The sequence below is a fragment of the Gemmatimonadota bacterium genome (assembly GCA_041390125.1).
Lineage (GTDB): Bacteria > Gemmatimonadota > Gemmatimonadetes > Longimicrobiales > Gaopeijiaceae > JAGQIF01.
The window spans coordinates 141778-163148 of record JAWKQN010000004.1 but is presented as its reverse complement, the minus strand read 5'-3'; the positions used below and the strand labels follow the sequence as shown (position 1 = coordinate 163148).

The 21371-nt window shown below is 72.9% G+C and carries 23 protein-coding genes; 9 read left to right on the top strand and 14 right to left on the bottom strand.

Annotated elements, in window-relative coordinates; genetic code table 11:
- The first annotated feature begins 1 nt into the window (after position 1).
- The 3 genes from R3E98_04015 to murB all read left to right on the top strand — a co-directional run bounded on the left by R3E98_04015 (position 2) and on the right by murB (position 4351).
- Positions 2-2674 carry an ABC transporter permease gene (locus R3E98_04015; protein ID MEZ4422549.1) on the top strand — a complete coding sequence of 891 codons (2673 nt, stop codon included), beginning with the start codon at positions 2-4 and terminating at the stop codon, positions 2672-2674.
- Between the two features lie 88 nt (positions 2675-2762).
- On the top strand, positions 2763-3287 hold the full coding sequence (locus tag R3E98_04010; protein ID MEZ4422548.1) for a hypothetical protein: 525 nt from the start codon (positions 2763-2765) through the stop codon (positions 3285-3287).
- A gap of 113 nt (positions 3288-3400) precedes the next feature.
- A complete protein-coding gene (murB, locus tag R3E98_04005; protein MEZ4422547.1) occupies positions 3401-4351 on the top strand; it encodes a UDP-N-acetylmuramate dehydrogenase in 951 nt (316 codons plus the stop codon).
- Here the strand turns inward: murB and R3E98_04000 are convergent.
- From R3E98_04000 to R3E98_03975, 6 genes are all read right to left on the bottom strand, one after another.
- On the bottom strand, positions 4335-4994 hold the full coding sequence (locus R3E98_04000; protein MEZ4422546.1) for a hypothetical protein: 660 nt from the start codon (positions 4992-4994) through the stop codon (positions 4335-4337). The genes murB and R3E98_04000 overlap by 17 nt on opposite strands.
- Positions 4991-5545, bottom strand: coding sequence for a dTDP-4-dehydrorhamnose 3,5-epimerase (gene rfbC / locus R3E98_03995; protein ID MEZ4422545.1), 555 nt, complete (start codon positions 5543-5545; stop codon positions 4991-4993). Before rfbC ends, R3E98_04000 begins: the two co-directional genes overlap by 4 nt.
- A 13-nt stretch (positions 5546-5558) precedes the next feature.
- Entirely contained in the window at positions 5559-6164 is a 606-nt protein-coding gene (locus tag R3E98_03990) for an LON peptidase substrate-binding domain-containing protein (protein ID MEZ4422544.1), read from the bottom strand.
- A 154-nt stretch (positions 6165-6318) separates the two neighbouring features.
- A complete protein-coding gene (locus R3E98_03985; GenBank protein MEZ4422543.1) occupies positions 6319-7683 on the bottom strand; it encodes an MATE family efflux transporter in 1365 nt (454 codons plus the stop codon).
- A 139-nt stretch (positions 7684-7822) separates the two neighbouring features.
- Positions 7823-8251, bottom strand: a complete 429-nt coding sequence (locus R3E98_03980) for a hypothetical protein (GenBank protein ID MEZ4422542.1) — start codon at positions 8249-8251, stop codon at positions 7823-7825.
- Positions 8221-9354, bottom strand: coding sequence for a hypothetical protein (locus R3E98_03975; GenBank protein ID MEZ4422541.1), 1134 nt, complete (start codon positions 9352-9354; stop codon positions 8221-8223). Before R3E98_03975 ends, R3E98_03980 begins: the two co-directional genes overlap by 31 nt.
- Here R3E98_03975 and R3E98_03970 point away from each other — a divergent pair.
- Positions 9349-11049: a HAMP domain-containing sensor histidine kinase gene (locus R3E98_03970; protein ID MEZ4422540.1), complete on the top strand. Its 1701-nt coding sequence runs from the start codon at positions 9349-9351 to the stop codon at positions 11047-11049. The genes R3E98_03975 and R3E98_03970 overlap by 6 nt on opposite strands.
- Positions 11046-12380, top strand: coding sequence for a sigma-54 dependent transcriptional regulator (locus R3E98_03965; GenBank protein ID MEZ4422539.1), 1335 nt, complete (start codon positions 11046-11048; stop codon positions 12378-12380). Before R3E98_03970 ends, R3E98_03965 begins: the two co-directional genes overlap by 4 nt.
- 11 nt (positions 12381-12391) lie before the next feature.
- Here R3E98_03965 and R3E98_03960 read toward each other — a convergent pair whose 3' ends face one another.
- The 6 genes from R3E98_03960 to R3E98_03935 form a co-directional block, all read right to left on the bottom strand.
- Positions 12392-12838 carry a Rieske 2Fe-2S domain-containing protein gene (locus R3E98_03960; GenBank protein ID MEZ4422538.1) on the bottom strand — a complete coding sequence of 149 codons (447 nt, stop codon included), beginning with the start codon at positions 12836-12838 and terminating at the stop codon, positions 12392-12394.
- Positions 12839-12922: 84 nt separating this feature from the next.
- Positions 12923-13390 carry a Rieske (2Fe-2S) protein gene (locus R3E98_03955; protein MEZ4422537.1) on the bottom strand — a complete coding sequence of 156 codons (468 nt, stop codon included), beginning with the start codon at positions 13388-13390 and terminating at the stop codon, positions 12923-12925.
- 80 nt (positions 13391-13470) lie between these two features.
- The gene (locus R3E98_03950) at positions 13471-13968 is read right to left on the bottom strand and encodes a hypothetical protein (GenBank protein ID MEZ4422536.1); all 498 of its coding nucleotides are present in this window, start codon (positions 13966-13968) and stop codon (positions 13471-13473) included.
- Between the two features lie 4 nt (positions 13969-13972).
- Positions 13973-14599, bottom strand: coding sequence for a hypothetical protein (locus R3E98_03945; GenBank protein MEZ4422535.1), 627 nt, complete (start codon positions 14597-14599; stop codon positions 13973-13975).
- Positions 14600-14814: 215 nt separating this feature from the next.
- Positions 14815-15288 (bottom strand): nuclear transport factor 2 family protein, encoded by a 474-nt coding sequence (locus R3E98_03940; GenBank protein ID MEZ4422534.1) that lies wholly within the window; start codon positions 15286-15288, stop codon positions 14815-14817.
- Complete coding sequence (locus tag R3E98_03935; protein ID MEZ4422533.1) at positions 15285-15455, bottom strand: hypothetical protein; 171 nt, start codon at positions 15453-15455, stop codon at positions 15285-15287. Before R3E98_03935 ends, R3E98_03940 begins: the two co-directional genes overlap by 4 nt.
- Before the next feature lie 86 nt (positions 15456-15541).
- On the opposite strand from R3E98_03935, the gene R3E98_03930 reads away from it, so the two are divergent.
- The 4 genes from R3E98_03930 to R3E98_03915 are packed head-to-tail and all read left to right on the top strand — an operon-like array spanning position 15542 to position 20127.
- Positions 15542-17503, top strand: a complete 1962-nt coding sequence (locus R3E98_03930; protein ID MEZ4422532.1) for a PQQ-binding-like beta-propeller repeat protein — start codon at positions 15542-15544, stop codon at positions 17501-17503.
- Positions 17500-18615: a glycosyltransferase family 4 protein gene (locus tag R3E98_03925; protein ID MEZ4422531.1), complete on the top strand. Its 1116-nt coding sequence runs from the start codon at positions 17500-17502 to the stop codon at positions 18613-18615. The genes R3E98_03930 and R3E98_03925 overlap by 4 nt, the downstream gene beginning before the upstream one ends.
- A complete protein-coding gene (locus tag R3E98_03920) occupies positions 18615-19097 on the top strand; it encodes a DUF4442 domain-containing protein (GenBank protein ID MEZ4422530.1) in 483 nt (160 codons plus the stop codon). The genes R3E98_03925 and R3E98_03920 overlap by 1 nt, the downstream gene beginning before the upstream one ends.
- A gap of 49 nt (positions 19098-19146) precedes the next feature.
- Positions 19147-20127: a nitronate monooxygenase gene (locus R3E98_03915; GenBank protein MEZ4422529.1), complete on the top strand. Its 981-nt coding sequence runs from the start codon at positions 19147-19149 to the stop codon at positions 20125-20127.
- 10 nt (positions 20128-20137) lie between these two features.
- On the opposite strand, the gene R3E98_03910 is transcribed toward R3E98_03915, so the two are convergent.
- Positions 20138-20674 (bottom strand): DUF1648 domain-containing protein, encoded by a 537-nt coding sequence (locus R3E98_03910; protein MEZ4422528.1) that lies wholly within the window; start codon positions 20672-20674, stop codon positions 20138-20140.
- Positions 20671-21222: an N-acetyltransferase family protein gene (locus tag R3E98_03905; protein ID MEZ4422527.1), complete on the bottom strand. Its 552-nt coding sequence runs from the start codon at positions 21220-21222 to the stop codon at positions 20671-20673. Before R3E98_03905 ends, R3E98_03910 begins: the two co-directional genes overlap by 4 nt.
- Positions 21223-21371: the final 149 nt, after the last annotated feature.

The following is a 21371-nucleotide window of genomic DNA, read 5'->3' as shown; positions in this document are numbered from 1 at the left end:
GATGCGCGACGAGGGAGTGGGCCCGCCGGTCGAGCGCGAGGTGGACGAGGAGCTCGCGTTCCACATCGCGATGCGGGTGCGCGAGCTGACAGCACGCGGGTGGTCCGAGGAGGCCGCCCGCGCCGAGGCGCTGCGACGCTTCGGTGACATCGAGCGGGTGAAGTCGACCTGCCGTGACCTGGGACGGAGGAGGGACGGGCGGATGAGGCGGAAGCGGTGGTGGGATGAGACGACGCAGGACCTCCGGTTCGCCGTGCGCCAGTTCCGGCGCGACTGGAGCTTCGCCGGCGTGGCAGCGCTCACGCTCACGCTCGCCATCGGCGCCACGGTGGCCGCCTTCAGCGTCGCGTGGGGCGTCGCGGTGCAGCCGCTTCCCTATCCGGATGCCGACCGGATCGTGGACGTGTGGATGCGCTACCTGCCCCCGTCCGGCTTCGACATCCCGAAGTTCGATCTCTCCGGACCCGAGGCGCTGGACCTGGCGGAGGAGACGGGAAGCCTGGAGGCCGTGGCGTTCTATCGTGGGGGCACCCGCAGCCTCACCGGCGGGGACGCGGAACCGGAGCGCCTCGCGGTCGGTCGCGTCTCGGCGTCCCTGGTGCGAGTCCTCGGCGTCCCTCCCGCCCTGGGCCGGTGGTTCGAGGTGGAGGACGACCGGACCGGAGCCTCTCCCACGGTCGTCCTCGGACATGGATTGTGGACGGAGCGCTTCGGCGCCGACCCCGCGATCGTGGGACGCTCGGTGGAGTTGAACGGACAAGCCACCCGGGTGCTCGGCGTGATGCCCCGGGGCTTCGCGTTCCCGGACGAGGCCCGCGCCTGGGTGCCGCTCGGGCTGGACCGATCCACAGAGGGGACCCGAGGCGGTCACGGGGTACGGGTCGTGGCCCGACTGCGCCCCGATGCCACGCTGGCCGACCTGGATTCGGAGCTCACCGTCAGCAACGCGCGCTGGGCCGCGGCATACGAGCACAACGTCGCGCACTTCGCCTGGGCCACCTCGCTCAAGGCGGACCTGCTGGGCGATGCGCCGCGCATCCTGCGCATCCTGCTGGTCGCGGCAGGCCTGGTGCTGCTCATCGCCTGTGCGAACGTCGCCAACCTGCTGCTCGCGCGGGGCGAGCGTCGCTCGTTCGAGTTGACGCTGCGGACCGCGCTCGGGGCCGGACGGACCCGCATCGTCCGACAGCTCGTCACCGAGAGCCTGGTGCTGTCGGGCGGTGCCGCGCTGCTCGGCCTCCTCCTCGCGCACGGGGTCACGGACGCGCTCATCGCCATCGACCCCCGGGCGCTGCCCCGGCTCGACGAGGTGCGCATCAACGGCGCCGTCGTCGCGTTCGCCGTGGGGACGGGCGTCCTGACCGCCCTGCTCTTCAGCGTGCTGCCCGCCCTCGCGCTCACACGTCGTCGGGGGATCACTCCTGGCTCGGGCACCCGCGCGATCGGCAGCCGCGGTCGCTCCACGCTGCGCGACGGGCTCGTCGTCACCGAGGTCGGGCTGGGGCTCGTGGTCGTGATCCTCGCGGCGCTCGTCGGCCGCAGCCTGGAGCGCCTCGTGCGGACGGATCCCGGGTTCGACGCCGAGCGTCTCATGTCCTTCGAGCTCACGCTCCCCACGGCGCGGTATCCGAACGACGCGCAGACACCGATGGTCTTCGCGCGTCTCACCGAGCGTCTCGCCGCCGTGCCGGGGGTGACCGCAGTGGCGCTCGGCGATGCGCTCCCCTTCGGCGGCGCGGGCAATCGGTGGGACTTCGCCCTGGACGATCGGCCGCCCCGCGGGGAGGGAGATCTCGCGTGGAACGCGCGCGTGTCCATCGTCAGCACGGGGTTCTTCGAGACGCTGGGCATCCCGATCCTTGAGGGCCGGGGCTTCCTGCCCACGGATACGCCGGAGGGGGCGCTCGTGGGCGTCGTGAGCGAGACCATGGCGCGCACGTACTGGCCGGGCGAGAGCGCGGTGGGGAAACGCTGGGGCTACGAGAGGTCGGATGGCGACGGCACCCCGTACGTGAATTGGATCACCGTCGTCGGTGTGGCCCGCGAGCAGTACGCCAACCGCCTGGATGAGGAGACCGTCCCGGCCGTCTATCTGGCGCACCAGCAAGCGGCCCGTTCCGGATACTACTGGCCGCGCGGCCTCAGCGTGGTGTTGCGCGCACGAGAGGAGCCGCTGGCGCTCGTGCCGTCCGTGCGGGCTGCGATGGCGGAGATCGACCCCGATCTTCCGCTGGCCGATCTGCGCACCCTCGACGACCGCCTGCAGGCGTCCCTGGCGGCCCCGCGCCTGACCAGCCGTGTCTTGGGGATCTTCGGCGCGCTCGCCCTGCTGTTGGCGGCGGTCGGCATCTACGGGGTGGTGTCCTACGGCGTGTCCGGCCGGATCCGCGAGATCGGCGTTCGCGTCGCGTTGGGCGCGGGCCGCGCCCGCGTGACCGGCATGATCGTCCGGGAGGGGCTCGGGCCGGTCCTCCTCGGCGCCCTGGTGGGACTGGTCCTCGCGTTCTGGGCGACCCGTCTGGTGGAGGGGCTCCTCTACGGCGTCGCGCCCACCGATCCGGCCACCTTCATGCTGCTGCCGGTGGCGTTGCTGGGCGTGGGGGCACTCGCGTGCATCGTCCCGGCGCTGCGCGCGACCCGCGTCGATCCTGTCGAGGCGTTGCGCGAGGGCTGAGGGTCTCAGGCAGCCCTCTCCGGTAAGCGACGTGGCGCGGACCCCGTATCGCAGCACGGCGCTGACGCTCCCCTGCCCCGAGGTTCCGATGCCGTACGCGCGCTCGTTGCTCCCGACCCTCATCGCCGCGCTGCTGGTGCTCGCGGCCCCGGCCGCGGCGCAGCAGCCCGCGCCACCCACCTGCGCCGCGCCGGAGCACCGCCAGTTCGATTTCTGGGTGGGGACCTGGGAGGTGACGAACCCTGCCGGACAGGTGGTCGGCACCAACCGGGTCGACTCCATCCTGGCCGGATGCGCCGTGCAGGAGCACTGGGAAGGCGCCGGGGGGAACGTGGGCGAGAGCTACAACACCTGGGACCGGCGTCGCGGCGTATGGCACCAGACCTGGGTGGACAACGCGGGAACGCTGCTCCTGCTGGAAGGCGGTCTGGAAGGGGACGCCATGGTGCTCCGGGGCGAGACCCGGGGGCAGAACGGCGCAACGACGATGCAGCGCATCACGTGGCGCCGCGTCGACGGAGATCCCGACCGCGTGCGCCAGCACTGGGAGTCGTCCACCGATGGAGGCTCCACCTGGTCGACCCTCTTCGACGGGTTGTACACCCGCCGTTGAGTCCGGAGCGGCGTCTCCGCGCCGCGCTCGGGCGCCGCGCCACGGATCCTCGACGGCGGTCGCGGCCGGACCGCGCTCCCCAGGGCGGGTCGCGCCGCCTATCTTAGGCCGCCATGCCGACCCTCGCCCCCGACGCCGTCCAGCAGCTGAGCGCCGCGCTCGGCTCCGCCCGCCTGGAGCGGGACGTCCCGCTGGCACCGCTCACGACGTTCCGCATCGGCGGGCCCGCGGACCTGCTCTTCCGCGCGCGCACCGCCGACGACCTGGTCGACGCCGTGACGGCCGCGCGCGCCGCGGGCGTCCCGTGGTTCGTGCTCGGCAAGGGCGCCAACATCCTGGTGGGCGACCGCGGCTTCCGCGGCCTGGTCATCCGCAGCGAGGTGGGCGGCATCGAGTTCCTGGACGGGAACCGCGTGCGCGCCGGCAGCGGGGTGGAGACCTTCCCGGACCTCATCGACGCGACCGTGGCACGGGAGCTGGGCGGGCTGCACCACTTCGTGGGAATCCCCAGCACGGTGGGCGGGGCGCTGTGGCAGAACCTGCACTTCCTCTCCCCCGCCCCCGAGCGGGCGCGCACGGTGTTCATCGAGGAGGTGCTGGAGTCCGCGGATCTGCTGACCGAGGAGGGCGAGCGCCGCACGGTGGGGGTGGAGTACTTCGAGTTCGGCTATGACCAATCCGTGCTGCACCACCGCGCCGACATCGTGCTGAGCGCCACGTTCCGGCTGGAGCCGACGCCGCTGGAGACGCTACGGCAGGTGATGCGGGAGAACCTGATGTGGCGGGATGAACGACATCCCGATCTGTGGCTCTATCCCTGCGCGGGCTCGATCTTCCAGAAGATCGAAGGCATCGGCGCGGGCCGTCTGATCGACGAGTGCGGGCTCAAAGGCGTCGTGCATGGCGGCGCCGGCATCTTCCACAAGCACGCGAACATCATCGTCAATCTGGGCGGCGCCACGGCCGCGGACGTCCGCACGCTGATCGACCTCGCGCGCAACACGGTCCAGAAGCGCCTCGGCTACACGCTCGTGCCCGAGATCGCCTTCATCGGAGAGTTCTGAGCAGGTCGGCGTCGATGCGGTGACCGCCGGGATGCTCGAGTCGGCGGAACGCGATCCCCGCTCCGCGCAGACGTGCATCGTCGCGCGCCCGCCCGGCCTGCGGATGGGCCGGATCCGACGCCCCGTGGACCAGCACCACGTCCACCTCCCGCCACCGCGGCTGCACCGCGTCCAGGTCGAGGTCACCGGGAAGGCCTGCACCCCAGAGCACGAGCCGCGCGGGCGCGCCCCGGCCGAAGCTCAACCAGCGCGCCGCGGTGTGCACTCCCTGGGAGAAGCCGAGCACCGTCACGCGCTCCACCGCAGCCGGGAGGCGTTCCTGCCATACCCGGTCCAGGTACCGCACGTAGTCGCGGATCTCCGCGTCGCGATCCTCGCGCGTCATCCACGTGGCCCCGATGCGCGCCTCGGGGCCGTGCGGTCCGCCGTCGTCGTCCAGATAGAAGCGGGACAGCCCCTCCGGAGCGACGACGCGTACGCCCTGGTCGACCAGCGGCGCGAAGCGACGCAGGAAGCGGCCCGCGAGCTGACGGTAGCCGTGGAGCACGATCCAGGCGTCGCGCGCCTCCGCGGGACCCCACGTCCAGACGCGCGCGGTGCGCAGCACCTCGAGCGGAGCCGCGGAGGGTTCGCTCCCGCTCACGGCGTCGCCGGAACGTGCGCGGCGCTCGCGAGGTCCGGAAGGGCACGATCCCGGGACGACAGCTCCGGCTCGCCGTCCCACGGCCAATCGATGTCCACCGTGGGATCGTTCCAGACGAGGCCCCGCTCGAGCTCGGGCGCGTACTCCGCGGTGACCTTGTAGGTGAAGTCGGCGGACTCCGACAGCACCAGGTAGCCGTGCGCGAAGCCCGGCGGCACCCACAACAGGCGCGGCACGTCCTCCGACAGCTCCGCGCCCACCCAGCGCCCGAACGTCGAGGAGCCCGTGCGCAGATCGACCGCGACGTCGAACACGCGTCCGCGCGTCACGCGCACCAGCTTTCCCTGCGCGGCCGGCGGCAGCTGGTAGTGCAACCCGCGCAGGACACCCCGCGAGGAGCGTGCAAGGTTGTCCTGCACGAACTCGACATCCAGGCCCAACGCACGGAACCGGGACGCGCGCCAGCTCTCCTCGAAGAAGCCGCGCGCATCGCCGTGACGCACCAGGTCGATGAGCGCCACGTCGGGGATGGCCAGCCGGGTCAACCGCATCGCGCCGGCCCCGTCAGGCGCGCGAGGGAGGGCCGGCGTCGAGCACGGCCCGGAAGACGTGGTCCAGCCGGTCCAGGCGGGCGGCTTCCTCGCGCAGCTCGAGGAAGTCCTGCATCCAATCGGCATCGGCGTGCAGGGCCGCGGCCAGGCGGAACGAGACATCCGCGTCGGCGTCGAGGCCGTCGGGGCCGTCGGGTCCACTGGGGAGCCGCTCCAGCACCGCGCGGAACAGCTCCAGCGAGGTTTCGCGACGGCGCTTCAGGAACGCCGGCGCGACGCCGTCCACGTCCTCGTAGGGCTCCACGTCCGCCTCGTAGTACGGGGTGCCCGTCTCGACGCCGGCCACGATGCGGAACCGCTCGCTGCCGCGGGTGACGATCAGCGACCGGCCGTCCTCGAGCAGCTCGAAGGTCTCGATCTCGGCCACGCACCCCACCCGCCCCGGCTCGCTCAGGAAGGGCCCGCTGCGGTCGGGGTCGTGGAAGACGAGCCCGAAGCGGCGGTCGTACTCCAGGCAGCGTGCCACCATGCGGCGGTAGCGAGGCTCGAAGATGTGGAGGGGGAGCAGCCCCTCGGGCAGCAGCACGATCGGAAGCGGGAAGAGCGGAATCCGGGTCATTGCGTGGTGGTTGGGGTGGGCTGGCGCAACCTAGCGGGAAGGCGGGTGTGGAGGACAGCGTGCATCCGGGTTGCGTTCCCCGGCCCCTCGGGGCGGGGTCCGAACCCCACCGACGGCCGGTCCCGTTGCGGCGGCCCTGCGGGCGCCGCCGCACTCACCCGACCGACGGTGCCACCTCGTCGATCTCCAGGCGCTCCAGCGCGCCCCGGAAACGGATCCAGACCCGCAGGAGCAGGAACGCCGCCACCGCCCCGAGACCCACCGCCAGGCCCCACCACAGACCCGGTGCGCCCGCCGCTCCCTCGGTGCGGGACAGCGCGAAGCCGATGGGCAGGCCCACCGCGTAGAAGCCCAGCAGACCGGCGAACATCGGCACCGTGGTGTCGCCCACCCCGCGCAGCGTGCCGGCCGCGACGACCTGCAGGCCATCGACGATCTGGAACACCCCCGCGATAGGGATCAGGCGCACGGCGAGCGCCAGCACGCCGGGTTCGTCGGTGTAGGCGCGGGCCAGGAGGTCCGGCACGGCCAGGAAGAGGCCCGCGGAGACCACCATGAAGCCGGTCCCCACCGTGAGGCCGGCGCGCGCCGCGCGCCGGGCGCCGTCGGGGTCGCCCCGACCCACGGCCCGACCCACGAGGACCGCGGTGGCCTGGGACACGCCGAGGGGCACCATGAACGTGAGCGCCGCGAGGTTGAGCGTGATCTGGTGTGACGCCACCGCGATGGTCCCGAGCGTCCCCATCAGGAGGCCCGTGATGGCGAAAGCGCCGTATTCCGCGCCCATGTGGAGGCCCACGGGCAGTCCCAGTCGCACCATGCGCAGCACCGGCGCAGGCCGGAAGGCCTCCGGTCGACGCCGCAGCCAGGGCCCCACCTGCGGCCAGGCGAGGCCCACCACGCCGATCAGCATCACCCACCGGCTCGCGCTGGAGGCCCACCCGGTCCCGACGGCGCCCAGCGCCGGCGCACCGGCATGTCCGAAGACGAGCACCCAGTTGAGCGCCGCATTCAGGACGTTGGCCGCGAGCACGGTGACCACGATCGGACGCAGCACCCCCGCCGCCTGCAGCGCCTGGCGGAAGACCACGAACCCCAGGAACGGGAGGGTCCCACCCATCGCCGCCCGGCAATAGCCGGCTGCGATGGGCACGACGTCCGGAGGCTGATCGAGCGCGCGGAGCACCGGCTCGGCCAGGGCCAACAGGATCACGGCCACGGCCCCGAACACGAGCGCCAGGAGCAGTCCGCGCTGGACGGAGCGCGCCACGCCGGGCTCGTCGTCGGCCCCCACCGCCTGCGAGACCAGCGGATCGAGCGCGAACAGCGTCCCCTGACCGAAGATGACCGTGGAGAACCAGTACAGGTTGCCCAGCGCCACGGCTCCGAGATCGGCGGCCGAGACCCGCCCCACCATGAGGGTGTCCACGACGCCCATGGCCATCATCCCCACCTGCACCACCACCACCGGGGCGGAGAGACGGAGCAGCGATCGGTAGACCTCGGGCGTGGGCGACACGGGATCCGCAGCTCGGGTGACGTGCCCCTCGCCGGGGCGACGGGACCACGGGGAGTTTCCATCGACCGCGCGTGACGGCCCGCGGCGCATGGGGGAAGATCCGCCGTCGCTCGCGGGGGCGGTACCCCCCGGGGGAAGGTCAGAAGCAGCCCAGCACCCGGACGTCGGCCGGCAGGCCCCGGGTGCGCGCCTCCGCGACATAGCCTACGGCGCCGGACGTGCGTTCCACGAACAGCAGCACGGCCTCCTCGGAGGCCATGGTCGGAGGGGGCCGCGTGCCATGGAAGTAGCGGTCGTTCCAGTAGGCGGCCAGCGCCTGCACCGACTCGCCCAGCACGGCGCGGGAGAAGCGCTCCCGCAGCGGGGAGGACGCCGGGAGGTTGACCGGATGGGCACGGGTCCCATCCGGCCAGCTCCGCTGCCGCAACAGGAAGATGCGCCGCAGCAGCTCGGGGTCCGGCGCGACGTCCAGCGCGCCCGGGCGCGCGACCGCGCAGACCCGGGGCGCCTCCTGCCGGGGTCCGCCCGGAGGGACGCCTAGAAGAGCGAGGAGAAGGACAGGAACCATCCGTCCGGGATCCGGGTGGAGGGCCGCCGGGTGAACTGGCGCCCGAGCTTGACCACCAGACGGCGGTCGGGGCGGGCGGTGAGCCCGACGTAGCCCACGTCGGCGGTGCGACCGTCGATGGGGCGGTAGGACTCGACCCGCGCCACGGCCCACAGCGGGCCTCCGATCCGGACCGCCAGGCGCGCGAACGCTCCCCCTTCGGCGACCTCCTCCGCCGCTGCCCGCAGCCAGGTCCCCTCCAGTGCGAGCTGCGCCCGGGCCGACTCCCAGCGCAGATCGGCCCCGACCAGGGTGCGGCCTTCGGCCTCCTCTTCCCGTTCGGGGTCGTCACGGCGGAGCGCGTCGGCCCGCGTGCTCCACTGCGGACCTCCGCCCGCGTCCTCCTCCGGCGGCAGCGACCGCCGCAACCGAGCGATGCTGCCCCCCACCGTGAGTCCGGGGCTCACCTCCATGGCGACACGGCCTCCGGCGGCCCGCGCGAACGTGTTCTCCTCGTCCTCCTCCAGGTCGCCGTCGAGATCGACACCGGGCGCCCAGAACGTGGCCCAGCCCCAGTCGCGCCCCGCGATCACGCCTTCGCCGGCGAGCAACACGCCGGTCGTGCTCTTGGCGAAGGGTCGATACGTGGTCAGCGGACGCGTCGGGCTCCACGTGAGCGGGTCGGCATGCAGCTCGTTCCACTGTCCCACCGGCGTCAGGAAGCGGCCCACGCGCAGCCGCAGGGATTCGCGCGCGGAGAGCTCCACGTAGAGGCGCACCGGGGACAACCAGGCGTCGGCTTCGCGCCCGGTCCAGGTGGACGTGGTGCGCTTGGCCATGTCGAGCTCGACCAGATAGCTTGCGCGCCGCGACACCTGGCCCCAGCCGATGAGCGCGGCCACCAGCTCGCTGACCTCCGGCCGCTCGACCTCCTCGGGGTGCTCGGGGCGACTGAGCGTGAGGGCCGCCCATCCGCCCAGCTGCAGCGGGCCGTCTCCGACGACGGGTGGGGCCGGGAGTTGCGCGTGGAGCGGCGGGGCCCCGCACAGCGCGGCCCACGCGGCGCATCCGACCAGAGCCCGCCGGATGCGGCGGAGGACGGAGGGCTCGAAGCGGCGGTGCACGATCTGGATACCTCGGACAGTCGGGTGGCGAACGGGTCGCCCTGGATGACCTCGCTCGGTGGCCGGCTCGCGATCCTGCTCGCGGGCTTCATCGTCCTCGCTACGGTCGGCGTGGTCGCCCGCGAATATCGCGTCGGTCAGGAACGCCTGGTAGCCGAGACCCACCGCGCGCTCGAGTCCGTGGTCGACGTGGCCGCCGAGCGCCTGACCGCGTCGCTCCGCCAGCGTGAGCGGCTGGCGCGGCTCTGGGCCGAGATGGAGACGTCGCAGGATCTCGCCGTGGACGACATCGACAAGCGGGTCGCCGAATCGCTCGCCGAGCTCGCCGCGACGCTGGGGGGCGGGACCGAGGCAGCGGCCGTCGACGTCCGGGGCGCCCGCGTGCTCGCCGCGTCCGATCCCGGGCGCCTCGACCCGGCCACCCGCACCCCGTTGCCGGGCTGGGTGCGCGCCACGCTCGGCACCGTCCCGGCCGGCGTGCACCTGCGCTCCGACGGCGTCGTCGCCACCGCCGACGTCCGCTCGCGTGTCGATGCCACCCCGCTCGGCCGCATCGTGCTGTGGACCCCCTTGCCGGCCTTCCTGAGGGCCGAGCTGCCGCTGGACCTGTCCACCACCCGTCTCGAGGACGAAGAGGACCACGTCCTGTACCGCGGAGACGCGCTCGACGACGACCCGTCGGCCTGGCTGTGGGGAACGCGAACCGCGGCCACCGCGGCCGGTCCGCTCCGGATCTCCACGGGCCGCGCCCGCGCCGACGTCGTCCGTGCCCTGGCCGCATCCGGACGACAGCTGCTCACGCTCGCCGCGCTCTTCCTCCTGCTGGCGCTGCCGGCCGCCCTCCTCGTGAGCCGCTCCGCTACCTCCAGCCTGGGGCGTCTGACGGTCGCCGCCCGCGAGCTCGACGCGCAGCGGCCCGGCCCCCTCCCCACGCCCTCGCGCTGGGCTCCGGCCGAGGTCCGGGTCCTCGCCGATGCCATGGGCCAGATGCTCGAGCGGCTCGAGGGCGCGCGCGCAGAGCTGGCCCGCACGGAGTCGCTCGCCGCCATGGGTGTCCTGACCAAGAGCCTCGCACACGAGATCCGCACGCCCCTGTCCGTCTTGAAGGCCGGGACGGAGATGCTGGACCGCTCCGCGGGCACGGGTCCTCGTGAGCGGGAGGTGACGCAGATGCTGCAGGCCGAGGTCGGGCGCCTGGCCCGCCTCGCGGACGACCTGTTGGTCTTCGGCCGCCCCTCCACGCCCGCGCCCCGCGCCGTCGACCTCGAAGGCGTGGCCTCCGCGGCGCTCGCCGTCCTGGCGTCCGATGCCGAGGAGAAGGGCGTGCGCCTCGCGCTGTCCGGCGGTCCGACGCCGGCGCACGCCGACCCCGACCTGCTGCGACAGGTCGTGGTGAACCTCGTGAGCAACGCCATCCGCGCCTGCAGCGCCGGCGGCTCCGTCACGGTCCACGTCACGTCCGACCCGGCCGGCGCGCGGTTGGTCGTCGAAGACGATGGCGCGGGCATCGCACCCGACCGGCTCGACGAGATCTGGAAGCCGCTCGTCACCACCCACAGAGCCGGATCGGGGCTGGGCCTTCCCATCGTGCGTCAGCTCGTTGAAGCTCATGGCGGTCGGGTGGAGGTGCGGAGCACGCTCGGCCGAGGGACCCGCATGATCGTGACCCTGCCGCACGAAGGGACCAACGCATGAACGAGACCGTTCTGGTCGTCGACGACGAGCCGCGCATCCGCCGGATCGTGGAGATGGGGCTCGGCGACCGTGGCTACCGGGTGCTCACGGCCACGAGCGCCGAGGAGGCCGAACGGATCTTCGCCGCCGAGAGGATCGAGGCCGTGGTCACGGACCTCCAGCTGCCAGGCCGCACCGGGCTCGAGCTGCTGGCCTGGGTGCGCGAGCGCAACCCCGGCGTGCCCGTCATCCTGATCACGGCGTTCGGCACGGTCGAGACCGCGGTCGAGGCCCTGAAGGCCGGAGCGTTCGACTACGTGCTCAAGCCCTTCGGCATGGAGGAGATGGAGGCGCTCGTGGGCCGGGCGCTGGACGCACGTGGCGGAGCGCCTCCCGCACCGGCGCCGGAGGCGGACGGGATCGTGGCCGCGAGCGCCGGGATGCAGCGCGTGCTCGCGCTCGTGCGGCAGGTCGCTCCGGCGCCCACCACCGTGCTCGTCACCGGCGAGACCGGAGTCGGCAAGGAAGTGGTGGCGCGCGCGGTCCACCGCGCCTCCCCCCGCCGCGACCGCTCGTTCGTGGCCGTCAACTGTGCGGCCATCCCGAGCGAGCTGCTCGAGGCCGAGCTGTTCGGCGTCGCCCGGGGCGCCTACACCGGCGCCGTGAAGGACCGCCCCGGGAAGCTCGAGGTCGCCGATGGCGGCACGCTCTTCCTGGACGAGATCGGCGACATGCCATCGACGCTGCAGCCGAAGCTGCTGCGGGTCCTGCAGGAGGGTTCGGTGGAGCGCCTGGGGTCGAACCAGCCCCGGTCCGTGGACGTGCGCATCGTGGCCGCCACCCACCAGGATCTCGCGCAACGCGTCCGGGACGGGACCTTCCGCGAGGATCTCTACTACCGCATCAACGTCTTCCCCATCCACGTTCCGCCGCTGCGCGAGCGGCCGGAGGACATCGCGGCGCTGGCCCCACGCGCGGTCGAGGCGTTCGCCGCGCGGATCGGCGCGCGCCACGCGACGCTCGCCCCCGACGTCCTCGCCCGCCTGCAGGGCTACCGCTGGCCGGGCAACGTGCGGGAGCTGCTCAATGTCCTCGAGCGTGCCGTGCTCCTGACGGGCGAGGGGCGCATCGAGCACGTCGAGCTCCCGGAGGATGCCGGGACGCAGCCGGGCGAGCCCGGGGACGGCCGCGTCGAGCCCTTGACCGACGCGGTCGCCCGCGCGGAGCGCGCGGCGATCGAAGCGGCGTTGGCGCGGACCCGGGACAACAAGGCCCAGGCGGCACGCCTCCTCGGCATCAGCGTGCGCACGCTCTTCTACAAGCTGGAGAAGCTGGGCCTCAAGCAGCCGTAGGGCCGCGGGCTTCACGCGGACGGGAAGATGGTGAGCGTGTCCGTGGCTGCATCGTACTCCGTCCGCCAGGTGTGCAGCCCCGACGTCCGTCGCCCGCCCTGCCACGTGCCCCCGACGCCGAAGCGCGCTCCGTGCTCGGCGCAGACGAACTCCGCTCCCGTCCAGTCCACCCGCCCTCCCTGGTGAGGGCACACCAGAGACAGCGCAGCGTACGCGCCCGGGCCGAGGTGCACGACCGCCAGCGGCGGGCTCACGCCCGCGATGCGCGCGACCCCTCCCTGCACCGCGAGCGCGGGGTAGGCACCGAGCTGGACCGCCACCTCCACGGCCAGCTCGGCACCCGTGATGGAGCCATCACGGCAGGCGCCCGCCAACAGCGCCAACGCCGCGAGCCGCACACCTTCCTCGAGGAAGGCGCGTCGGCCAGGGCCCGACCCCCGTCCGGCTCCACCCCACATCTGCACGTCCGGGTCCTCCGCTCCGTCCGTCTCCGGCGAGCATCCCCTGCCTCGATCCCCCCTCTCCATCCCTCTTCCACCTCCTCAGGCGATGCGGACCACGGCTGCGGCCCATCCGGCCGCGTCTTCGTCGCTCTTGTAGACGGTGGCCGGGTCCACCACGACTTCGGCTCCTTCGAGACGGATCCCCAGCCGATCCATGTTGCGCGTGGCGCGCCCCTGCAGGAACGCGCCATCGGGCGAGTATTCCGAACCGTGCTTCGTGCACCGGAAGATGCCGTCCTTCTCCCGCCACTTGAGCATCGAACGTTGGTGCGGACAGGAGAGCGCGAACGCCGCGACCAGGCCGGCGTGCCGCACGACGATCAGCTCGTTTCCGCGATCGACCTGCACGCCGTCGTCCGCCGGCACCGGGTAGCGGATCCCGTCGCCCTCCGTGCGGCCCTCCAGCCAGCCGATGGGGCTGGCTGCGGCCGCGCGCGGGAGCGCGCTCCACACACCCGCCAGGAGCGCCGTGCCGAGCCCGCGCAACACGAAGTCACGTCGCGCCATGCAGGAGCCACAGGCACTGCACGGCTGGGCCGCGCCGGTGGCGGGCACGGTGCCGGACGGGCGCTCGCGCGTGCCCTTCCTCATGCGTAGAGGGTGATGGCCACACCCCCGAGCAACGAGATCATCCAAAGGGCGGCGCTGCGCAGCGCCGCACTCCGTAACCCGCCGAACGCACGCGCATCGAGCGGGTCCCGACGAAGCCGGTCTCCCGACCGCTTGAGGAACACGCCGTTCACCAGGAGCGCACCGACCGCGACCATCTTGGCCCAGTAGACCCTCGACTCCAGGAACACCGAGGGGTCCGCCAGCGTGAGCAGCACGCCGCTGGCGGTGATGACCGCCAGTCCGACGAGCACGGCGCGATGCGCGTCGTGCAGGGTGTCGGCCAGGCGGGCACGACCCTCGGGATCGGACGGCGCGCGCAGGACGGCCCGATCGAGCGTGAAGGCGAGTCCACCCGCGGCCAGCAACGCCCCCAGGTGCAGGAACATCACGACGGTCTCCGTGAGCGCCGAGCCTCCGTAGAAGTCGATCCAGGGCTCCATGACGGCGCTCAGCCAGTCCACGAACGCATGCATGGCTCTAGTCCCTCCGGAAGATCGGGAGCATGATGGAGTAGCCCACGAGCGCGGTGCCCATCGAGGCGATGGCCATGGCCCGGTGGCTGGAGTTGTCGGCCCGCTCTCCGGGGCCCGCATGCTCGTTCTCGTTGGCCAGCGCTCCGGTGGCCACGAAGCCCGCATCGGCGAGCAGCATCAGCACGGTGTGCAGCGTGCGCCGGGTGCGGTCCTCGGGGTCCTTCCACGCCTCGATGGCGTTCCAGCCGCCGGTGACGGTGTTGACCACGAAGAGGCCCGCGACGCCCCCGGCGAGGGCGCCGTGCAGCGAGCGCAGCCCGGACGAGCCGTCCCCGTCGATGAGCTTCTGCCCCACGACATACTGCCCGACGAAGAGGGGGACGGTGAGGTAGCTGGCCCAGCGATGGATCTTCAGCCGCGTGCCGTAGCCGTCGCTGTATTCGACGATCTGGTCGGCCGGGCCCGGGTCCGCGGGATCCGCGGGATCCGACGTCGTCGCGGACGGCAGGCCGGTCCAGCGCGCCGCCTCGAAGGCGGCTGCTGCCGACGGGTCCGCAGCGGCAGGGGCGTGGGAGAGCGTATCGGGGAACGGCGCGCTCAGGACGGCAAGGAGCGCCAGGGAAGCCAACATGGGATCGTGCTCCAGACGGACGGTTCGAGGACGTGTACGGCCTCCACCGGGGGGCAAGCGGTGGACCGCCCCTGGACCGGATCCCTCAACGCGATGCGGGACAGCGGGTTACGCGAACGGGGCCCGACGCGCTCCAGCGTCGGACCCCGTGCAGGATCGTGCACGCCCGTGCGAACGCCTGCGCGGGTCGGGCGTGCACTTCGCTGCGTCGTGCCCTAGGACGGCGGCATCCAGCACTCCTGGCGCCGCTGCGTGTCGGCGATCTGGAAGATCTTCCAGCCGTCCGCGCCCCTGAAGAGCTGGAAGGCATCCACCCCGCAGTGGCTGAACTGCTGGTCCACGAACAGGGCGTACTTGACCCAGACCGTGGCCAGGTTGTCGTGGATGCGGACCTCCTCGTCCCAGATCTGCTCGTCCAGGTAGGCCGTGGCGCTCCCGATGTTGGTGGCGAAGTCCGCCATGGGCACCACGCGGGCCCGGGCCCGTCCTTCGGCGTCCGTGCCGGTGCTGACCAGCCGGGCATCCTCCGTGAACAGGGCCCGGAGCGCGTCGGCATCCTTGGCGCGCATCGCGTCGAACATGCCCTCCACGACCGCCATCACGGCCGCCTCGTCCCCGCTCTGGGCCCGGGCCGGGCTCGCGCCCATCCCCGTCACCAGCACCGCCGCCCCCAGCGTCGTCCACCTCATCCGCGCTCCTCCTCCAGCCGGGCCTCGATCCGCTCCAGCCGGCGCTGGATGTCGTCGAGCCTGTGCAGGATCATGATATGGGTCTTCTTGGCGTCGATGCCCACCGGGCTCTCGTCGCTCGCGATCTCCCGTGCGATCGCCTCCCAGGCCGCCCGAGGCACTTCCATCCGTCCCGCTCCCGTCCGAGGTTACCGCTCGAGGGCCGCCCGGTCGGGCGGATCCCGCACGATAGCCGGAGCGATGGCCGCCCGCGATGCACATCCTCGTCCGATCCCTGCTCCTGGCCGGCGCGTTGCCCGTGCTGGCCTCGCCGCTGGCCGCGCAACGCGGCACGAACGGCAGCTGGCCCTTCTACGCCGGCGACGCCGGCTCCACCCGCTACTCCGCACTCTCCCTCATCGACGCGCGCAACGTCGGTACGCTGCAGACGGCCTGGCGCTGGTCCAGCACCGCGCTCGGGGGTGAGCCCGAGTACAACAGCCGCGTGACGCCGCTGTTCGTCGACGGCGTGCTCTACGCGACGGCCGGATGGGACCGCACGGTCGTGGCGCTGGATGCGGGCACCGGCGCGCTCCTGTGGCGCTACACGCACGACGAAGGCGAGCGCGCGGGGAGCGCACCCCGCCGCAACTCGGGCCGGGGCGTGGCGTGGTGGGCGGACGGAGACGATCGCCGCGTCCTCCTGGTCACGCCCGCCTTCTTCCTCGTCGCGCTGGACGCGCGCACCGGACAGCCCGTGCCGGGCTTCGGGACCGGCGGCGTCGTGGATCTGCGGGAGGGCCTGGGCCGCGAGGTCGACGCGGTGCACGAGCGCATCGGCTCCAGCTCGCCGCCCATCGTGGTGGGCGACGTCGTGGTGGTGGGATCGGCCCACCCGGGCGGCGGGGCGCCCGACCGTCCCGACCAGGCGCCAGGGCCCGTGCGCGGCTACGACGTGCGGACCGGCGCGCTCCGGTGGACCTTCCACACGCTTCCCCGGCCCGGAGAGGCGGGCTACGACACCTGGGCGGAGGGCACCGCGGAGCGGACCGGGAACACGGCCGCCTGGGCGCCGCTGACGGCCGATCCCGAGCTGGGGTACGTGTACCTGCCGGTCGAGGCGTCCACGGGCGACTACTACGGAGGGCACCGTCCGGGCGACAACCTCTTCTCGCAGAGCCTGGTGTGCCTGGATGCGCGCACGGGCGAGCGCGTCTGGCACTTCCAGACCGTGCACCACGGGATCTGGGACTACGACCCACCCGCCGCTCCCATCCTGGCGGACCTGACGGTGGACGGGCAGCCGGTGCGGGCCGTCGTGCAGCTCACCAAGCAGGGCTTCGCGTTCGTGTTCGATCGGGTGAGCGGCGCGCCGGTGTGGCCGATCGAGGAGCGCGCCGTGCCTCAGAGCGACGTGCCCGGCGAGGTGACGTCCCCCACGCAGCCCTTCCCGACGCGACCGGCCCCGTTCGACCGGCAGGGCGTGACCGAGGACGACCTGCTCGACCTGACCCCCGCGCTGAAGCAGGAGGCCCTGGCGCTGGCGCGGCAGTTCCGCATGGGCCCGCTGTTCACGCCGCCTTCGTTGCGCGAGGAGGGCGGGACGCAGGGTACGCTCACGCTGCCGGGCAGCCTGGGCGGCGCCAACTGGCCCGGCGGCGCGCTGGACGTGGCGACCGGCATCCTGTACGTCTCCTCGGCCACCTCCCCGTCGGTGCTGGCGCTGGGCACGTCGGATGCGTCCACGATGCGCTACGTGTCCGTCCGCTCCGGCGTGCGGCTGGAGCGGGGCGGTGGGCCGCAGGGACTGCCGTTGATCAAGCCGCCGTGGGGGCGGATCACGGCCATCGACCTGAACACGGGTGAGCACGTCTGGATGAGGCCGAACGGCGAAGCTCCCGACTACGTGCGCGACCACCCGGCCCTCGCGGGTCGGGAGATCGGATATTGGGGCCGCCCCGACCGTGGCGGGCTGCTGGTTACCGCCACGCTGTTGCTCGCGGGTGAGGGGGGCGGGATGTACGCCGGCTACGGCTCGGGCGGCACGCGGCTCCGGGCCCACGACAAGGCCACGGGACGGACGCTCGCGGAGCTGGAGCTCCCCGCCCGTCAGTCCGGTGTCCCCATGACCTACCTGCACGAGGGCCGCCAGTACGTGCTGGTCACCGTGGGCGCGCCCGACCACCCGGCCGAGCTGGTGGCGCTGACCCTGCCGGCCGGACCGGAACGGCCGTGAGCGACCGCGCGGCTCCGCTCCACGTCCTGCTGGTCGCGACGTCGCTCGACATCGTGGGCGGGCAGGCCGTACAGGCGGAGTACCTGCGACGGGGCCTGGAGGCCGAGCCCGGCGTACGGCTGGACTTCCTGGCCATCAATCCCCGCCTGCCCGGCCCCCTGCAGGCGCTGCAGCGCATCAAGTACGTGCGCACGCTCACCACGTTCGTGTGGTTCGGGCTGCTCCTGCTCTGGAAGGCGCCGCGCGCGGACGTCCTGCACGTCTTCGCGGGCTCGTACTGGAGCTTCCTGCTGGCCCCGGCCCCCGCGCTGCTCGTCGCTCGCGTCCTCGGCAAGCCTTCCGTGCTGCACTTCCACGACGGACGGGCCCGCCACTTCCTCGCCACCTGGCGCCTGGCGGTGCCGCTGGTGCGCCTGGCCGACGTGATCATCGCGCCGTCGGGCTACCTGGTGGACGTGTTCGGTGAATTCGACGTGCCGGCGCGCTGCATCCACAACATCGTGGCGCTCGACGACCTCGAGTTCCGCCTGCGCGCCCGGCCCGAGCCCCGCTTCCTGCACAACCGGGGGCTGGAGCCGCTGTACGACGTGGAGACCACGCTGCGCGCGTTCCGTCTCGTGCAGGACCGCTTCCCCGACGCCACGTTGGTCGTGGCCAACGACGGCTCCGCACGCGCCGGGCTCGAAGCGCTGGCCGCCGAGCTGGGACTGCGCGCGACCTTCGTGGGAATGGTGCCGCCGGAGCGCCTGGCGTCCATGTACGAAGACGCGGACGTCTACATCATGAGCCCCACGATCGACAACATGCCGGGCTCGATCCTCGAGTGCTACGCGACGGGGGTTCCCATCGTCTCGACGGACGCGGGCGGCGTGCCCTACATCGTGCACCAGGGGCGCACGGGGCTGCTCGTCCCCGTGGGCGACGTGGACGCGCTGGCCGCCGCGGCCCTGCGCATCCTGGAAGAGCCCGGTCTGGCCGAGCGGCTCACGCGCGCGGGCCAGGCGGAGCTGGACCAGTACCGCTGGCCGCCGGTGCGCGATGCCTGGCTGGGGCTCTATGGCGAACTCACCGGCCGCAGGGTCGCGGCGACTCCGGCGGCGGCCACGTCCTGATGGCGGACGTGCCCGAGGCCCGGCTGCTGGCGCTGTGGCGGCGCGTCTCCCGCCTCCCGTTGGGGACGCGCATCTTCGACGTGCTGCTGGCGCGGGCCGTCCCCTACAGCGGCACGGTCCGTCCCCACGTGCGGGTGCTCGAGCCCGGGCGGGTGGAGATCCTGATGCGCGACCGACGCCGGGTGCGCAACCACCTGCGCTCCGTGCACGCCATCGCCCTCGCCAACGTCGGCGAGCTGGCGTCCGGCCTGGCCATGACGGCGGCGCTTCCCTCCTCCGTGCGCGGCATCGTCGTCCGCCTGGAGGTCGAGTACTTCAAGAAGGCGCGCGGTCCGATCCTGGCGCGCAGCGAGGCCCGTCCGCCGGCCGAGGTCACCGGCCCCCTGGATCACGCGGTCACTGCGGACCTGCTCGATGCCTCCGGCGAGCGCGTGGCCCAGGTGACCGTGCACTGGCGACTGGCGCCCCGGCCCGCGGCGTGAGCGTCGTCGGAGCCGGCGCCGGTCCGCACCTCCGTTCGGAGCGCAGCCCATGAGCCTGGAGACCGCGCTCACCCGGGACGCCGGGACCGAGGTGCCACTGATCTGCGGACCCATGTATCCGTGCTCCAACCCGGAGCTCGTCGCGGCGGTCTCCGAGGCGGGCGGGCTGGGCGTGCTGCAGCCGGTGTCCCTCACGTACGTGCACGGCTACGACTTCCGCGAGGGCATCCGGCGCATCCGCGCGCTGACGTCGAAGCCCATCGGCATGAACGCGCTGATCGAGGGCTCGTCGAAGACGTACCAGGACCGCATGCGCGCCTGGATCGACATCGCGCTGGAGGAGGGCGTTCGGTTCTTCATCACGTCGCTGGGAAAGCCCCGCTGGGTCGTCGATGCGGTCGGCGCGCACGGCGGCGTGGTCTACCACGACGTGACGGAGCGCAAATGGGCGCTGAAAGCGGTGGAAAGCGGCGTACAGGGTCTGATCGCCGTGAACCGGCGGGCGGGGGGGCACGCCGGTCCACTGGGCGTCGAAGCGCTCCTGGACGAGCTCGCCGACCTGGGGCTCCCGGTCGTGTGCGCCGGAGGCATCGGCGCGCCCGAGCAGTTCGTCGAGGCCCTGCGGCTGGGCTATGCGGGCGCGCAGCTCGGCACGCGCTTCATCGCCACGACCGAGTGCACCGCCAGTGACGCCTACAAGCAGGCCATCCTGGACGCCGACGAGGACGACGTCGTGCTCTCCGAGCGCATCACCGGCGTGCCCGTGGCGGTCCTCGCGACTCCGTACATCCGGCGCATGGGCCTGAAGGCCGGTCCCTTCGCGCGCTGGATGCTGAAGGGCCGCCGCACCAAGCACTGGATGCGCACGTTCTACGCGCTGTCCTCCGCGGTACGGCTCAAGCGCTCGCTGAAGGACGAGCACAGCGACTTCTGGCAGGCGGGCAAGAGCGTGGCGTCGATCGACCGCATCCGCCCCGCGGGTGAGATCGTGCGCGAGTTCGCCGACGCGCTGGAGCGGGAACGGCGCTGAGGCGCAGCGTCTAGCGAGCCGCCCGCTCGACCCCCAGCGGCGGCGCCGGCACGGCGAAGTCGTGGAACGCCCAGACGATCAGCACGAACACGCCACCCCCCGCGGTGCCCAACAGGAGAGGTCCGGTGAGCGCGGCCGGGATGCGGACGAGCACGCGCGCGCCGTTCCACTGCGCCACCAGGTGCAGGCAGAGCAGCAGGAGCGTGTTGGCGAAGACGGCCGAGCGAGCCAGGAATGGACACATGCGGCGGAGCGCCTCGGTCCGGCGCTCCGGCGTGGCCAGCCAGTAGTCCCGGTTGGGCACGTTGAAGCGGGTGGCCCCGGTCCGGCGCAGCACCTCCGGGATGCCCCCCAGGAACAGCAGGTTGATCAGGGCCGCCACCAGCCCGAACGCCACGATGAACTGGGGTCGCGGCGTCCAGCGCACGGGTGTGCCGTCGAACGTGAACTGCGTGCCCATGGGGTCGGGCAGGTCCGGATAGACCCAGGCCAGCAGCCCGAGCGTCCCCACCAACATCGCCACCGCCGTCCACCGCCACCCGCTCACCCCGCAGCCTCCTCGCTCTCCGTCCCCACCGTCGTGCTGCGCCGCTCGAGCAGCAGCACGTCCCGCCAGACGCCGTGCAGGCGCCCGATGCGCTCCCTGCGTCCCACCGTGCGGAAACCGGCCCGCGCGTGCAGCGCCAGGCTGGCTTCGTTCTCCGGGAAGATGCCTGCCTGCAGGGTCCAGAACCCCGCCGCCTCGGCACGTTCCACCAGCGCGTCCAGCAGCCGCGTGCCCACCCCCTGTCCGCGCGCCGCCGCCGTGACGTAGACGCTCACCTCGGCCACGCCGGCGTAGACGGCCCGGGTCGACACTGCGCTGAGCGCGGCGAAGCCGTGGAGCTCCGGGCTGGATATCCGGGATACGGCCACGAGTCTCGGATCCTTCACGTGGCGTGCGTCCCACTCCGCCCAGGAGGGGACGGCGGTCTCGAAGGTGGCGTGACCGGTGGCCATGCCTTCGCCGTAGATCCGGGCGACGGCAGCCCAGTCCTCCGGTGCCAAGCCCCGGACGCTGTGCGTCGGATCGGTGCGGGGGTGCCGTGCGCGCATGGAGGAGCCGTCCGTGGACATGCGGGAGAAGCTGACGCCGCGGTCGCCGGCCCGGCAACGGCCGCGTCAGCCGAGCGGATGCGGCGTCCGCGTACGGTCCGTAGCTTGGGCGTTCCGTCGTGCGCCGGGTCCGGGCTGTCCCCCTCGGC